Consider the following 14646-nt stretch of genomic DNA (forward strand, 5'->3'; position numbering starts at 1 on the left):
ACCGTCAAAAAGGCGCTTCCGCGTCGTGCAGCTCTGTTTTTCAACCAGCTGTTTGTGACAGTACTGCTTCCCCCAGAAAAAGTAAAGCACTTCATGACATTTTTTATACGATTCGTTTGCAGTCAGATAAACCAAATAAAAACATCATGATACGACATAAAAGCCAGTCTTCTGCAAACAGCAGAAGCCCCGTCGTCAAAAGCCGAAGAGTACGGAAGGAGCCCCTTCCGACGATCCGGGACGCGCGGCCACAGCCATAATGTCCCTTTGCCGCCGCAGACAAGCCCGTATCCTGCCGCTGTGGACAGCCCCCACGGCCGGATCTGCATATTCCTCTCATGCCCTCCCAGTGCATCCGGACTTATGAAGCATTCCAGGATCAATGGAATATATGGATTTTTTTGATGATATCACAGCATATCAAGACACTTGCGACCACACAAAAAAGGCGCCCTGCCTTGCAGCAGGGCGCCTTCATCAATCACTGAGACGCGGGATCTATTGCGCGGGGCTTTCATCCATGTCGATGATACGGCCCTGCAGCCAGACATAGGCGTCCACTTCGTCGCCCACCTGGGGCTCGTAATCCCGCAGGACCATCTTGCTGGCGTAGATGGGCAACACCATGTCCGGGCGCTGGTCGAAGGGGAAGCGCACGTACAGGACCTTGATGTCCATCTTTTCCAGCTTCACGTCGTCCACGCGCTCCACCTTGGTGCGCACCTGGTACTCGGCAAAGCGGCGACCGGGCATGATGAGCTGACGGCCGGCCATGGAGATCTTCAGGGGCGGCACGTCCAGGCGGGTCTTGCCGGGGTTCTCGGCCAGCCACTGGGCGGCCCAGGCTTCGTACTGGGGGCCCTGGGTGATGTTCACGTCATCCAGCAGGGCCTTGCGCAGGGCGATGGCCAGACCGGACAGCAGGAAGCTCTGCGTGACGCCGGGGGTCAGGTCGTCCTTGTCGCGCAGGTACAGGGGGTCATAGAACCACATGGGGTTCTTGCCCTCGATCATGCTCACGGCCACGTTGGCACCGCCCCCCTGGCTCCAGGGGTGGATGTCTTCCACGGTCAGGTCATTGGGCAGGCCTTCCAGGAAAGGCACGGCGGACAGGGGCTTGAACTTTTCCCCTTCGTCAGCCTGCATGAGCACGGCGGCACGCGACGGCTGGTCCTTGGGCCAGGCCATGAGCACGTATTCCTTGCCGCTGCGCGTCCACTGCCAGGCAGGACGGGTGCCGCCATCGTGCAGCACCGTGCCCACCACCTGCGGCATGACGGCCATGGGGTTCTGGCCCAGCAGCACGGCCCAGGCATCGCCCAGGGCCTCGTCATGCTGGCGGTTCTCGCCGCGCAGCATGACCTTCAGCTCTTCTTCCGAGGGCTGACGGGCAGCGTCGGCGCCTTCCATCTGTTCCGCCTGTTCGGCAGCGGGAGCAGCGTCCTGCACTTTTTCTTCGACCTGTTCGGCCTTGCTCTTCTTGGTCATGGCTCGTGCCTCCGATTAACGACGGTCGCCCCTGCCGCCACGGTCGCCACGGTCGCCGCGTTCACGACGGCCGCCACGATCGCCACGGTCACCACGATTGCCGCGGTCACCGCGATCGCGCTGGGGACGGGCGGTCTCTTCGGGGTTCCAGGGATGGCCCTGTTCTTCCAGCAGCACAGCCTTGCGGCTGGCGCGGATGCGGTCACCGTTGATCTCGATGACCTTGACCACCATGTCTTCGCCCAGACGGGCCACATCACCGGGCTGTTCCACGCGGTTCACGTCCAGCTGGGAGACATGCACCAGGGCTTCCACGTTGGGCAGCACTTCGACGATGGCACCGATCTCCATGATCTTCTTGACCTTGGCGGTGTAGTTCTTGCCCAGTTCGGGACGCTGGTCATAGTAGGTGACCATCTCGCGGGCCTTTTCCAGGGCGTCGGCCGTGGGGGCGAAGATGGACACGCGGCCGGAATCTTCGATGTCCACGGAAGCGCCGGTGGCGGTGGTGATGGCCTTGATGTTCTTGCCGCCGGGGCCGATGATCAGACGGATGATGTCGGGATTGACGAAGATCTCGGCATGCTGGGGAGCGTAGCGCGACAGTTCCTTGCGCGGCTCGGGCAGGGCCTTGGCCATCTCGGCCAGGATGTGCAGGCGGCCTTCGTGGGCCTGCTGCATGGCCTGGCGCATGATGTCGGTGGTCAGGCCGGTGATCTTGATGTCCATCTGCACGCCGGTGACGCCTTCCGCGGTACCGGCGATCTTGAAGTCCATGTCGCCCAGGGCGTCTTCATCGCCCAGGATGTCGGTGAGCACGATGAACTTGTCGCCTTCCTTGATCAGGCCCATGGCCACACCGGCCACCGGGGCGCTGATGGGGATACCGGCATCCATGAGGGAGAGGCAGCCGCCGCACACGGCAGCCATGGAAGAGGAGCCGTTGGATTCCACGGTCTCGGAGACCACGCGCACGGTGAAGGGGAAGTCGGCGTCGGCCGGCATGACAGGACGCAGGGACTTCTCGGCCAGGGCGCCGTGGCCGATCTCGCGACGGGAAACGCGCACGGGCTTCACTTCGCCCACGCTGAAGGGCGGGAAGTTGTAATGCAGCATGAAGCGCTTGGTCACGTCGCCGCTCAGGCTGCCCATGCGCTGTTCATCGGTGGAGGAGCCCAGGGTGGTCACCACCAGGGACTTGGTCTCGCCGCGGCGGAAGATGGCGGAGCCGTGGGCGCGGGGCAGCACGCTGGTCTGGATCTGGATGGGGCGCACGGTCTTGGTGTCGCGGCCGTCGATGCGCACGCCTTCGTTGACGATGCGGGCACGCATGATCTTCTTTTCCAGGTCGCCGATGATCTCGCCCACTTCCTTCAGGGCTTCGCTCTCGGCCCAGGCGGGGTCATTGAGCAGGGCTTCCATGACCTTGTCCTTGACGGCCTTGCGGGCGTCCTTGCGGGCCAGCTTCTCGGGCACGCGCAGGGCTTCTTCGATGCCGGCTTCGCGGGCCAGTTCCTGCACGCGGGCCACCAGCACCGGATCGTCCTGATGGGGAGTGAAGGGCATCTTTTCCTTGCCGGCCAGTTCGCGCAGCTTGAGCTGGGCGTCGATGAGCGGCTGGATCTCCTTGCGGCCCCATTCCAGAGCGTCGATGATGACGTCTTCGGGCACGAAGGTGGCTTCGCCTTCCACCATGGTCAGGGCATCGCGGGAAGCGGCGAACACGATGTTCAGGTCGCTGCGCTCCTGCTCCTCAAAGGTGGGGTTGAGCACGAACTGGCCGTCGATGCGGCCGATGCGGCCACCGGCCACGGGGCCTTCGAACGGCAGGGGCGAGAGCATGACGGCGGCGGAAGCGCCGGTCAGGGCCAGCACGTCGGACTCGTTCTCCTGGTCGGCGGAGATGACGCTGGCCAGCACCTGCACATCTTCGTTCAGGCCCTTGGGGAACAGGGGACGGATGGGACGGTCGATGAGGCGGGAGACCAGGGTCTCACGCTCGGAGGGACGGCCGATCTCGCGGCGGAAGAAGCTGCCGGGGATACGGCCGGCGGCGTACATCTTTTCGGAATATTCCACGGTGAGGGGGAAGAAGCCCTTGTCGAACTCCAGAGGCTGGGAGCAGACGGTCACCAGCACCACCGTACCGCCGCACTGCACCCAAACGGCGCCGTGGGCCTGGTTGGCCAGACGGCCGGTCTCGAAAATGATTTCCTTGCCGCCCACGGTGGCCGTGACGCGGGTAGGATTGAAGATATCCTGGTTCATGTGGACCTCGTATGAAGGGGATTCCGGCAAAAGCGGGCAACAGCGCCCCGCTGTGCGGCCTTGGGCCACGGGTGCTGCCCGGTCTTCCCGGACCCCCCTTCCTGCTAAATGTTGTCGTGAGGCGAGATTGCAAAAAGGGGGGGCTTGGCCCCCCCTCTCAAACCATCGTAATTACTTGCGCAGGCCGAGCTTGGCGATCAGCGCACGGTAACGCTGAATGTCCTTCTTCTTCAGGTAGTTCAGCAGCTTACGGCGCTGGCCAACCAGCTTCAGCAGACCGGTGCGGGAGTGGAAGTCCTTCTTGTGCACCTTGAAGTGACCGGTCAGACCTTCGATGCGGGCGGTCAGCAGGGCCACCTGCACTTCCGGGGAGCCGGTGTCGCCTTCGTGTTTGGCGTGAGCGTCGATAACCACTTTCTTCTGTTCAGCGTCCATAGCCACAGCAGTTCTCCTTTACGGATGTAAGTTAATTCCAGAGGCCCCTCAGCACGGTCCAGCAGGGCCCCTGGGGCGTTTCGGAACGACGGGCCAGAGCCAGGGGCATGCCCTGACGCTGCAAAAGCGCCTTGTCGCCCACATCGTCGCGGCAGGGGATGGCCATGCCGTTACGGATGCGGGCCTCAGCGGCTTCGTCCAGCTCCAGCACCGGCCAGTGGGGCAGCGCCTCGGCAAGGGGGCGCAGATGCTTTACCAGCAGGCCCGGATCGGCCGACAGTTCGTCCAGTCCGCAGGCCACTTCGAGACCGAAGGGGTGACTGTACTCCCGGGTCAGTTCCGTGAGCACGGCTCCGCATCCCAGTCGCATCCCCAAGCTGTGGGCCAGGGAGCGTATATAGGTGCCGGAACTGCATGCGACCCGAAAGCGTACAAACGGCAGCTCGACCTCGAGCACGTCCGCTTGCGAAATTTCCATGCTTTTGACCTTTTTGGGCACTTCCTTGCCCTTGCGCGCCAGCTTGTACAGGGACTGGCCCTCGTGCTTGGCCGCGGAATAGGCGGGCACTTCCTGCTCGTGCAGGGTCAGCCAGTGGGCCACTTCGGCGCGCACATCGGCTTCGGTCACCTGCTGCCACGGGGATTCCGTCAGCACCTCGCCCTGGATGTCCCAGGTATCGGTGGTGAGGCCCAGGCGCAGCTGACCGCTGTAGACCTTGCCGCCGTCGGCCAGCAGGTGCGAGGCGATCTTGGTGCCCTGTCCCAGCAGCACCAGCAGCACGCCGGAAGCCATGGGATCCAGGGTGCCCGCGTGGCCGATCTTGCGCTGGCCCAGGCGCTTGAGCGCCGAGAGGCAGCGGGCCGACGTGGGGCCGGAAGGCTTGTTGAGCACCAGGACGCCGTCCAGCTGGGGCAGCGGCGCCGGTTTGCGTGCGGCGGTGGAAGTCTGTTCGGTCATACGCAACAAATAATGATAGCAAGCCTGCGGCATGAAGTCAAAAGCGCAGGCATATGGCGGCAGGCAATAGCCTGTTGCGGGCCAAAGGTCAAGCGATTTGTGGAGACCCGGCCGCACGGCAGCGGCGGTACGCCTGCCCGGGAAAGGCTGTCTGACCCTGCCCTCCTTGCCGCGCCCCTACGAGCCCCCATACGGCCGCCGGCCCGACAGGTCTGTGCCCACTCAGCCCGCCTGAAAGCCTGTACCCGCCACCCGCATTGATGTAGCATCCGGCATCCAAGCCAGTATGGGAGCAGACCATGAACAACTACAGACAGATAGTCAGCATCGCCCTTCTCATCACTTCCGCCGTGCTCATCCTGACCGGAGGGCTGATCTTGCTCCACCTCGATTCGCGCACCGTCATGCATCTGCACAAATATTTCGGCGTGGCTTTCATGGGAGCGGCCCTGCTGCACATGGGCATCAACAGCAAGCCCCTGCGCCATTATCTGGGCATGCGCTCGCTGGTCGTCCCCCTGCTGGTGGCAGCGGTCCTGCTGGTCGCGGCCATCACGGCCTGGGACATGACACGGCCCCACGGCTACGGGAGATATGCCCGCGACACCACGTTCTTCTGCCGCTAGACAGGATATCCGCAGCAGGCCCGGGCAGCCCTGCGCCGGGCAGCCCGCACAGGCACTGTCTTTAACAGCGACGGCCCGCCGGAAAACATCCGACGGGCCGTCGCTCTTTTCGGAAAAGTCTGCGGGCCTAGGCTTCGGCCTCAGCCTTGAGGGCCTCGGTCTGGGCGGCGGTGGCCAGAGCCTCGAACAGGGGCTCCACTTCGCCTTCCATGATGCGGTCCAGAGAGTACAGGGTCAGGTTGATGCGGTGGTCCGTGCAGCGGCCCTGGGGGAAGTTGTAGGTACGGATGCGCTCGGAGCGGTCACCAGAGCCCACCTGGGCCTTGCGGTCGGCGGAAAGCTCGCTGTTCTGGCGCTCGCGCTCGGCGGCCAGGATACGGGAGGCCAGCACCTTCATGGCGCGGGCCTTGTTCTTGTGCTGCGAACGTTCGTCCTGGCAGGTCACCACGGTACCGGTGGGGATGTGGGTGATGCGCACGGCGGACTCGGTCTTGTTGACGTGCTGGCCACCGGCACCGGAAGCGCGGTAAATATCGATGCGCAGGTCTTCGGGGCGGATCTCCACGTCCACTTCCTCGGCTTCGGGCATCACGGCCACGGTGGCGGCGGAAGTATGGATGCGGCCCTGGGTCTCGGTGGCGGGCACGCGCTGCACGCGGTGGGTACCGGCCTCGAACTTGAGGTGGCTGTACACGCGGTCACCGGAGATGAGGCAGATGATTTCCTTGTAGCCGCCGCTGTCGGAAGGGGATTCGCTCATGATCTCCACCTTCCAGCCCTTGATTTCGGCATAGCGGGTGTACATGCGGAAGAGGTCGGCGGCGAACAGGGCCGCTTCCTCACCGCCGGTACCGGCGCGGATTTCAAGGATGGTGTTTTTTTCGTCCAGCGGGTCCTTGGGCAGCAGCAGCACCTTGATCTTGTGCTCCAGCTCGGGCAGTTCGGCTTCGGCGGCGGCGATCTCTTCCTGCGCCATGGCCTTGATGTCCGGATCGCTGTCGTGCAGGAGCTGCTTGTTCTCTTCCAGTTCCTGCGTGAGGCTGCGATGACGGCGGAACAGTTCCACCACGTCGCGCAGGTCCGCATGCGCCTTGGTCAGCTTGCGGTACTGATCCTGGTCGTTGTAGACGTCAGGCTGGGCAAGCGCCTGTTCAAGCTCCATATACTTTTTTTCAAGACCTTCCAGCTTGGCAAACATGCGAACTCCAGAAATGTATGGCCCCGCCGGAGCGACTAGGCGTCGCGCCGGTAGGGAGCCGTGATGATATTGTCGCCCGCCTGGGCGCCCAGGGCTTCGCGCAGGGCCACCACCGCCACATCGAGCTGGCGCTCGTCGGGCTCGGCCGTGGTCATGCGCTGCAGGGTCAGGCCGGGGGCCCGCAGCAGCGTGGCCATGAAGCCGTCAGGCATGCGGGCAGCGTAACGGATAAGCTCATAGGCCAGCGCGCTGATGGGCACCATGAGCAGCAGTTTGAACACGATGGTCAATGCCTGCTTGGCCACCGCCCCTTCCGGGCAGTAGATGAACAGCAGCAGGGGCACCAGCACCGCATGCAGGATGATGGAGATGCTGATGACGAACAGCAGGAACGTGGTGCCGCAGCGGGGATGCAGACGGCTCATGCGGGCCGCCGTGGCGGCGTCCACGTCGCCCCCGGCCTCGAAGGCATGGATGACCTTGTGCTCCGCGCCATGGTACTGGAACACGCGCCGGATATCGGGCACGAAAGAGATGGCCCAGATATAGCCCATGAAGATCAGGCACTTGAACAGGCCGTCCCACAGATGGAAGGTGAGTCCTTCCACCCCGCCGCCCAGATCCAGCCACTGCATGAGCAGCGACAGCAGGTGCGGCACGACCACGAACAGGCCCACGGCCATGGCCAGGGAAAGCAGCAGGGTCAGCACCAGATGCCAGCCCTTGAGCTCTTCCTCGGTGCCTTCGGCCTGATGTTCCGCGGAACGGTTGAGCGCCTTGATGCCGTTGACCAGGGTCTCGATGAGCACGGGAAAGCCGCGCACGAAAGGCTTTTTCAGCCAGGGATGCCGTGTCAGCGAGAACCAGGGCATGCGCCGGGCCACGATCTCGCCGTCGGGACGGCGCAGGGCCAGCGCGTAGGCGTCACCATTGCGCATCATGACGCCTTCAAGGACGGCCTGTCCGCCCACGGTGGGGCAGCCGGCCGTCAGCATCAGGGGAATAAGACGGGACAGGCGCATAGACTCCCTCAAAAAAACGCCAAGCCTCCGGCGGGAGCGTGAAACCAAAGATTCCAACGCCTCCGCCAGAGGTGGGATAACGTTCGCGTCCAGCAGACGCGGGGCAGCACACCGCTTGCGCGGCAGCGCCTACTTCTTTTCAAATTTGGCGTACTTCTTGCGGAAGCGGTCGATACGGCCGGCCGTATCCAGGAAGCGCTGCTTGCCGGTGAAGAAGGGATGGCAGGCGGAGCACACTTCGACGTGCACTTCTTCGCCCTTCGTGGAGAGCACCTGTTCCTGATTACCGCAAGCGCAGGTAATGGTGGCGTTGAACACCTTGGGATGGATATCTTTCTTCATGATCCTTACCTCGTATGGCAACGGCATATGCCGTCAATAGTCGTCTTCTGCGCGGCTTTTGCGCATCAGGGCCCAAATCAATAGCCCATAAACGCAGCTTTGGCAAGTCCCCTGCCCCGGCGGAAGGACGTTTTCCCGGAGTTTTTTCCCGCGCCGGGCAAGGCTGAGCCGCCGTCACGGCAGAGGCCCGACGACAGGGACGTTTGCCGCGGACGGCCGACGGCAGGCAAAGACCGTGCTCCGGCAGGCCGGGCACAGGAGGGCGGCGACGGCACGATGACCGCACACCGGACGGACAGAGATCCCGCTCCGGTCGTGTCCGACAGGCTCCACGGTGGCAAGTCCCTCCGCAAGGGGGCACGCGTCCCGGTCCCGCGCGTGGGGCCTCTGAGTCTTCCACGGGAGCGGCCTCGGCACAGGTGTTCCGGTCCCCTGTCCCGGCCCGGTTGCCAGCGCCGGGCCGACAGGCTACAGTGCGGCCATGTGTGCAAAAATCGCCCGCCAGCGCGCGGATCAACTGGTCTTCATGCAGGGCCTGGCCGAAAGCCGTGAACAGGCCCGCCGTCTCATCATGGCCGGCAAAGTGGCGCTTTCTTCCGAAGGACTGCCCCCCGGCGCCCCGCCCCAAAAGGTGGACAAGCCCGGACACCCCTATCCCGAAGGCACGGTCTTCGAACTGCTGGGGCAGGAGCGCTTCGTCAGTCGCGGTGCCTACAAACTGCTGACCATCCTGGACAATTTCAAGCTCGACGTGAGCGGCATGGTCTGTCTGGATGCCGGTGCCTCTACCGGCGGCTTCACGGACTGTCTGCTCCAGCACGGCGCCACGCGCGTCTACGCCGTGGACGTGGGCAAGAACCAGCTGCACGAGAAGCTGCGTGCCGACGAGCGCGTCATCAACCTCGAAGGCGTCAATCTGCGCGCCGCCGCGCCCGAGCTCATCCCCGAGCCCGTGGATCTGGTGGTGGCCGACGTGTCCTTCATCTCCCTGACGCTCATCCTGCCGCCCTGCATGACCTGGCTCAAGTCCGGCGGCCTGGCCGCCGTGCTCATCAAGCCCCAGTTCGAACTGGGCCCCGGCGAGACCGTCAAGGGCGTGGTGCGCGACGAGGCCGCCCGCCAGCGCGCCGTGGACAAGATCGTCCGCTTCTGTACCGAGAACCTGCACCTGGAGAGCCGGGGCGTGCTGCCCGCCGCCATCAAGGGTCCCAAGGGCAACCAGGAATATATGGCCCTCTTCGCCCGGCCCTGACCGGAACGGTGAGTTTTTTTGAGGGGAGGGGGAAAGCAGGGGCGCCCTCTGGCATCAAAGGCTCCATGACGACCGCTACAAACGATAAAAAGCCCTGCCTTCGTTGAAGGCAGGGCTTTTTATATTTACCGGACTATCGTCGGCAGGCAGCAGAGCTTTTCCGATGCCTTGCCACCGTCCTGTTTTCCCTAAAAGCTGTACAGGAAGGCCGGGGCCTCACGGCCCAGCAGGGCATCGGCATCAAGGCCGAACCAGGTCTTGAGGCTTTTTTCCCACCATTCGTCTTCGCTGGGGGGCGTCAGCAGGGGCCGGTCCGCGGGCACCTTGCAGACATCGGCCAGCCAGCGGTGCGCGGCCTGCTGGCCGCCCAGCTCGTCCACAAGGCCCAGCTCCACGGCTTCACGGCCGGTAAAGATCTTGCCCGTGGCCAGACGCGCGGCGCGGGTACGATCCATATGACGGCCCTGGGCCACGATGTCCACGAACTGCTCGTGCATGTCCTTGAGCACGCCCTGGAAATAGGCCTTTTCGTCCGCGGTGAGCGGTTCCAGCATGGAACCGGCGTCCTTGTAGGGCGCGGTGGTCAGGGTCTGGCGACCAAGGCCCAGCTTGTCCAGCAGGCCCCGGATCTGGGGGATGTCCATGCGCACGCCGATGGAGCCGGTCACGGTGGAGGCATTGGCGAAAACACGCTTGCCCGCCATGCTGACCATCAGGCCGCCGGAGGCCGCCGTGCTGCCCATGCTGACGGCGATGGGCTTGTCCTTGCCCAGACGGGCCAGGGCCTCATACAGTTCCTGCGAGGCGGCGGCACCGCCGCCGGGGGAGTCCACGCGCACCAGCACGCCCTTGACGCCGGGCATGCGGCCCAGCTTGTCGATCCAGCGCAGCTGGGCATCGATGTCCATGATGGGCCCGGTCACACGCACCAGGGCGATGCGCTCGCTGCCCAGACCGGTGGCCTGGGAGACCATGAAGGCCGCGATGCCGCCCAGCAGCAGGATCAGCAGGCCCCAGAAAATGACGGGATGACGTTTGCGGAAAGGCACCCGGAAAAGATGCAGCCAGGCCTTTTGCGGCACATGCGAAAGCGGGCAGGACGCGGAGCAGGAAAAGGAGGGGGCCGCAGCCGTGGCGCCCTTGCCGCCGCGGGCGCTTTTGCCGGCCGGGGCCTCGCCGTTCATGCTCAGGGGATGTTCCGTGAAGTCGTCGGCTTCGGGAGCAGCCAGGCGCAGCTCGGGCGCAGCCTGCCGGGTACGTTCGGGATCATTGATTTGCATGGGAGTGTTCGGGTAAAAAATGCCGGGATGGCCGCAAAACGCGGCCCCTGTCCCCAGCGGGACAGGCTCCAAGGACGCGCCGCCCGCGACGCACCGGAGCGTGCCGTGCGGCAGGCGGGGAATGCGTCCCGACCCTAAGCCCATCCCTCGGGAAAGACAAGGAGACATCATGGAGACATTGTCCGTGGCCACGCGCAGCCGCTGCGAAATGCGCGACATCACCGCCCAGGTCCGGGATCTGGTGGCCCGCGGCCGCCAGCAGGGCCGCCGCAACGGTGCCCTGCTGCTCTTCTCGCCGCACACCACCTGCGGCCTGACCATCAATGAAGGGGCGGATCCCGACGTCCGCCGCGACATGGTGCGCTTTTTCAGCGCCATGGTGCCGCAGGACGCGGGCTTCGACCATGCCGAAGGCAACAGCGACGCCCACATCAAGACCACCCTGCACGGCCCCAGCCTGATGCTCATCGTGGAGGACGGCCAGTTGCAGCTGGGCCGCTGGCAGTCCATCTATCTGTGCGAAGGCGACGGTCCCCGTCAGCGCACGCTCTGGGCCCAGTGGCTCCCCGGCGAGGACAGCACGCGCCCATGAGCATGCCGCACGATATTTCCCTGATCCTGACCCTCACCGGAGGCCTGGGCGCCGCCCTCGTCCTGGGCTTCGTGACCCAGAAGCTCCGTTTGTCGCCTCTGGTAGGCTATTTGCTGGCGGGCATCCTGGTGGGGCCGCATTCGCCGGGCTTCGTGGCCGATGCGGGCCTGGCCTCGCAACTGGCCGAGATCGGCATCATCCTGCTCATGTTCGGCGTGGGCCTGCACTTTCACCTCAAGGATCTGCTGGCCGTGCGCGGCATCGCCCTGGGCGGGGCCGCCGTGCAGATCACGCTCACGACCCTGTCCTGCATGTTCCTGCTCCAGTTCTGGGGCTTCTCCCTCTGGGCGGGCGCGGTCTTCGGCATGTCGGTCTCCGTGGCGAGCACCGTGGTGCTCACCCGCGTCCTGGCCGACAACCATGTGCTGCACACCCCTACCGGCCATGTGGCCCTGGGCTGGCTGGTGGTGGAAGACCTGTTCACCATCCTGCTGCTGGTGCTCCTGCCCGTGGTCCTGGGCGCCGGAGAAGGCAACATCTGGTGGATACTGGGCAAGACCCTGCTCAAGCTGGCCGCGCTCACGGTCTTCACCCTCGTGGCCGGACAGCGCCTGATCCCCGCCCTGCTGGGCTATGTGGCGCGCACGGGCACCCGTGACCTGTTCACGCTGGCGGTCATCGTGCTCGCCCTGGGCATAGCCGTGGGCTCGGCCCTGTTCTTCGACGCGTCCATGGCCTTCGGGGCCTTTTTGGCGGGCATGGTGGTAGGCCAGTCCGATTTCAGCGCCCGTGCCACCGCCGAGGCCTTGCCCCTGCGTGATGCCTTCGCGGTGCTGTTCTTCGTGTCCGTGGGCATGCTCTTCGACCCCGCCGCTCTGCTGGAACAATGGCCCCTTTTCCTGATGGCCCTGGGCGTCATCGTGCTGCTCAAGCCCCTGCTGGCCTTCCTGGTCTGCCTCGTGGCCCGAAAACCGCTGCGTCTGGCCGTTTCCGTGGGGCTTTCGCTGGGGCAGATAGGCGAATTCACCTTCATCCTCATAGCGCTGGGGGTCAGCTTCGGCCTGTTCGACAGCAGCATCAGCAATGCCGTCATCCCGGCGGCCCTGCTCTCCATCACGCTCAACCCGCTGCTCTTCCGGCGTGTGGGGGCCCTGACCCGTCTGCTGGAACGCCTGGGCCTGGGCGCCCGCCTGCCCCGCATGGAGCACGGGCAGACCGCTGCCGACGGCCTGCCGCGCGTGGTGGTCGTGGGCTTCGGCCCCGTGGGCCGCAGCCTGTGCCGCATCGCCCGGGCACACGGCATGCTGCCTGTGGTGGTGGAGGCCAATATCGATACGGTCCGCCGCCTGCGCGGGCTGGGTCGTCCGGCCGTCCATGGCGACGCCACCCAGGCCGAAGTGCTGCGCGAAGCCGGTCTGGAGCAGGCACAGGCCCTGCTGCTCTCGGCCCCGGGCATCCCGGCCAGGGAAGTGGTGCCCATCGCCCGTGCCATCAATCCTGATCTGCGCATCTTCGTCAACACGCCCTTTGCCAGCGAGGCCGACAGCCTGCGCGGCATGGGCGTGGAGGGGGCCTTCAGCGGCGAACGCGAGGTGGCCCTGAGCATGTCCCGTTTCCTGCTGGATGATCTGGGCGTAGGCCGTACCGGTCTGGAAGCGGAACTGGAACGCGTGCGCGAAGTCTTCGACGAAGGCCCCGCGACGCAAAAAAGCTGATCGCCACCGGGCCGTCTTGCCGGCGGCCCGGCAAAGGATGCCCCATGCGGTCTTTGCCTGATCCTTTCCCCCGCATCATCCTGCATCTGGACATGGATGCCTTCTTCGCCTCCGTGGAGCAGATGGATCACCCGGAATGGCGCGGCAAGCCGGTCATCATCGGCGGCGAGACGCGCGGGGTGGTCTCCACCGCGTCCTATGAGGCGCGGCGCTTCGGCGTGCATTCGGCCATGCCCATGGCCACGGCCCATCGTCTGTGCCCGCAGGCTATCTTCGTGCGCGGCAACCGCCGCCGCTATGCGGAGATATCCGGCCGCATCATGGCCGCCCTGCAGGACTTTTCCCCGCTGGTGGAGCCGGCCAGCATCGACGAGGCCTATCTGGACGCCACCGGCCTGGAACGCCTGTTCGGCCCTGTGGAACAGCTCATCCCGGCCATCAAGGCCCGGGTGCGCGAGGTCACCGGCGGCCTGACCTGTTCCGTGGGCGCGGCGCCGGTCAAGTTCCTGGCCAAGATCTGTTCGGACATCAACAAGCCCGACGGCATCTACATCCTGCGCCCGGAAGACGTGGATGGTTTCCTGGGCGGGCTGGACGTGCGCCGTCTGCCCGGTGTGGGCAGACGCATGGTGGCCGAGCTGGAGGCCCTGGGTATCCGCCGCGTGGAGCAGCTGCGCCGCTACAGCCCGGAGCTGCTGGAGCAGCGTTTCGGCAAATGGGGACGGGAACTGCACGCCCGGGCCCGGGGCATCGACCCCCGGCCGGTGGTGCCCGAACACGAGGCCAAGAGCGAGAGCGCCGAGACAACCTTTGCCCGCGATACCCGCGACCGGGAATTCCTCAAGACCATGCTCCTCGGCCATGCCGAGCGCGTGGGGGCCTCGCTGCGCCGTCACGGCCTGCGCAGCCGCACCGTGACCCTCAAGATCAAGTTCGCGGATTTCCGCCAGATCACCCGCTCCCGCACCCTGTCCGAAGCCACGAACAGTACCGAGACCATCTACGAGACCGGCACCGCCCTGCTGGAGGCCGAAGCCCTGCCCCAGCCGGTGCGGCTCATCGGCCTGGGCGTGTCCGGCTTCGGCAGCGCCCCCACGCAGGAGCTGCTGCCCGGCGTGTTCCGCGGCGTCCGGGGCCGCGACCCCGAGCAGGAGGCTCGGCGCCGCCGTCTGGACGCCGCTCTGGACAATCTGCGGGACAAATTCGGCAAACAGGCCGTCCAGCGCGGCCGTCTGTTCCGCCCGCGGGAAGACGACGATGATGATTAGGATGATGTTTTGAGGGGAGGGGGAACCCCTCCCCTCAAACTCCCCTCCCCTTCCCCAGCGCGCAAAACAATGACAGGCCGCCCCTGACGAGGCGGCCTGTCATTGTTTTGCGCGTTCTCCATAACGGAGCCGCCTGCCCTGTCAGACAACGGCGGGGACCGACATCAGCACCTGGATAAAAGTTTTTTCGGGGTTGGGGTGT

General features: G+C 65.1%; 13 protein-coding genes. 5 read left to right on the plus strand and 8 right to left on the minus strand.

The window, feature by feature from the left end:
• Positions 1 to 498: 498 nt before the first annotated feature.
• The 4 genes from DESPIG_RS06760 to truB form a co-directional block, all read right to left on the minus strand.
• The gene (locus tag DESPIG_RS06760) at positions 499 to 1488 is read right to left on the minus strand and encodes a hypothetical protein (RefSeq protein ID WP_006006649.1); all 990 of its coding nucleotides are present in this window, start codon (positions 1486 to 1488) and stop codon (positions 499 to 501) included.
• Between the two features lie 15 nt (positions 1489 to 1503).
• Positions 1504 to 3756, minus strand: a complete 2253-nt coding sequence (pnp, locus tag DESPIG_RS06765) for a polyribonucleotide nucleotidyltransferase (RefSeq protein ID WP_006006651.1) — start codon at positions 3754 to 3756, stop codon at positions 1504 to 1506.
• 171 nt (positions 3757 to 3927) lie between these two features.
• Positions 3928 to 4197 (minus strand): 30S ribosomal protein S15, encoded by a 270-nt coding sequence (gene rpsO, locus DESPIG_RS06770; RefSeq protein ID WP_040369636.1) that lies wholly within the window; start codon positions 4195 to 4197, stop codon positions 3928 to 3930.
• Between the two features lie 25 nt (positions 4198 to 4222).
• Positions 4223 to 5149: a tRNA pseudouridine(55) synthase TruB gene (gene truB / locus DESPIG_RS06775; RefSeq protein ID WP_006006655.1), complete on the minus strand. Its 927-nt coding sequence runs from the start codon at positions 5147 to 5149 to the stop codon at positions 4223 to 4225.
• Positions 5150 to 5448: 299 nt separating this feature from the next.
• Between truB and DESPIG_RS06780 the strand changes: the two genes are divergently transcribed.
• Positions 5449 to 5775, plus strand: coding sequence for a hypothetical protein (locus DESPIG_RS06780; protein ID WP_006006657.1), 327 nt, complete (start codon positions 5449 to 5451; stop codon positions 5773 to 5775).
• A 127-nt stretch (positions 5776 to 5902) separates the two neighbouring features.
• Here the strand turns inward: DESPIG_RS06780 and prfA are convergent, their stop codons facing one another.
• The 3 genes from prfA to rpmE form a co-directional block, all read right to left on the minus strand.
• Entirely contained in the window at positions 5903 to 6973 is a 1071-nt protein-coding gene (prfA, locus tag DESPIG_RS06785; RefSeq protein ID WP_006006658.1) for a peptide chain release factor 1, read from the minus strand.
• 35 nt (positions 6974 to 7008) lie between these two features.
• A complete protein-coding gene (locus DESPIG_RS06790; protein ID WP_006006660.1) occupies positions 7009 to 7995 on the minus strand; it encodes a DUF1385 domain-containing protein in 987 nt (328 codons plus the stop codon).
• Between the two features lie 129 nt (positions 7996 to 8124).
• On the minus strand, positions 8125 to 8337 hold the full coding sequence (gene rpmE / locus DESPIG_RS06795; protein WP_040369638.1) for a 50S ribosomal protein L31: 213 nt from the start codon (positions 8335 to 8337) through the stop codon (positions 8125 to 8127).
• A gap of 481 nt (positions 8338 to 8818) precedes the next feature.
• On the opposite strand from rpmE, the gene DESPIG_RS06800 reads away from it, so the two are divergent.
• Entirely contained in the window at positions 8819 to 9589 is a 771-nt protein-coding gene (locus tag DESPIG_RS06800) for a TlyA family RNA methyltransferase (RefSeq protein WP_006006665.1), read from the plus strand.
• Positions 9590 to 9777: 188 nt separating this feature from the next.
• Here the strand turns inward: DESPIG_RS06800 and sppA are convergent, their stop codons facing one another.
• Complete coding sequence (gene sppA / locus DESPIG_RS06805) at positions 9778 to 10869, minus strand: signal peptide peptidase SppA (RefSeq protein WP_006006668.1); 1092 nt, start codon at positions 10867 to 10869, stop codon at positions 9778 to 9780.
• A gap of 169 nt (positions 10870 to 11038) precedes the next feature.
• On the opposite strand from sppA, the gene DESPIG_RS06810 reads away from it, so the two are divergent.
• From DESPIG_RS06810 to DESPIG_RS06820, 3 genes are read left to right on the plus strand one after another with little or no spacing between them, the layout of a single operon-like run.
• The gene (locus DESPIG_RS06810) at positions 11039 to 11461 is read left to right on the plus strand and encodes a secondary thiamine-phosphate synthase enzyme YjbQ (RefSeq protein WP_040369640.1); all 423 of its coding nucleotides are present in this window, start codon (positions 11039 to 11041) and stop codon (positions 11459 to 11461) included.
• Positions 11458 to 13176 carry a cation:proton antiporter gene (locus tag DESPIG_RS06815; protein ID WP_006006673.1) on the plus strand — a complete coding sequence of 573 codons (1719 nt, stop codon included), beginning with the start codon at positions 11458 to 11460 and terminating at the stop codon, positions 13174 to 13176. Before DESPIG_RS06810 ends, DESPIG_RS06815 begins: the two co-directional genes overlap by 4 nt.
• Before the next feature lie 44 nt (positions 13177 to 13220).
• On the plus strand, positions 13221 to 14444 hold the full coding sequence (locus DESPIG_RS06820; RefSeq protein ID WP_006006675.1) for a DNA polymerase IV: 1224 nt from the start codon (positions 13221 to 13223) through the stop codon (positions 14442 to 14444).
• Positions 14445 to 14646 lie beyond the last annotated feature (202 nt).

Origin of the sequence: Desulfovibrio piger ATCC 29098, assembly GCF_000156375.1 — a bacterium.
Lineage (GTDB): Bacteria > Desulfobacterota > Desulfovibrionia > Desulfovibrionales > Desulfovibrionaceae > Desulfovibrio > Desulfovibrio piger.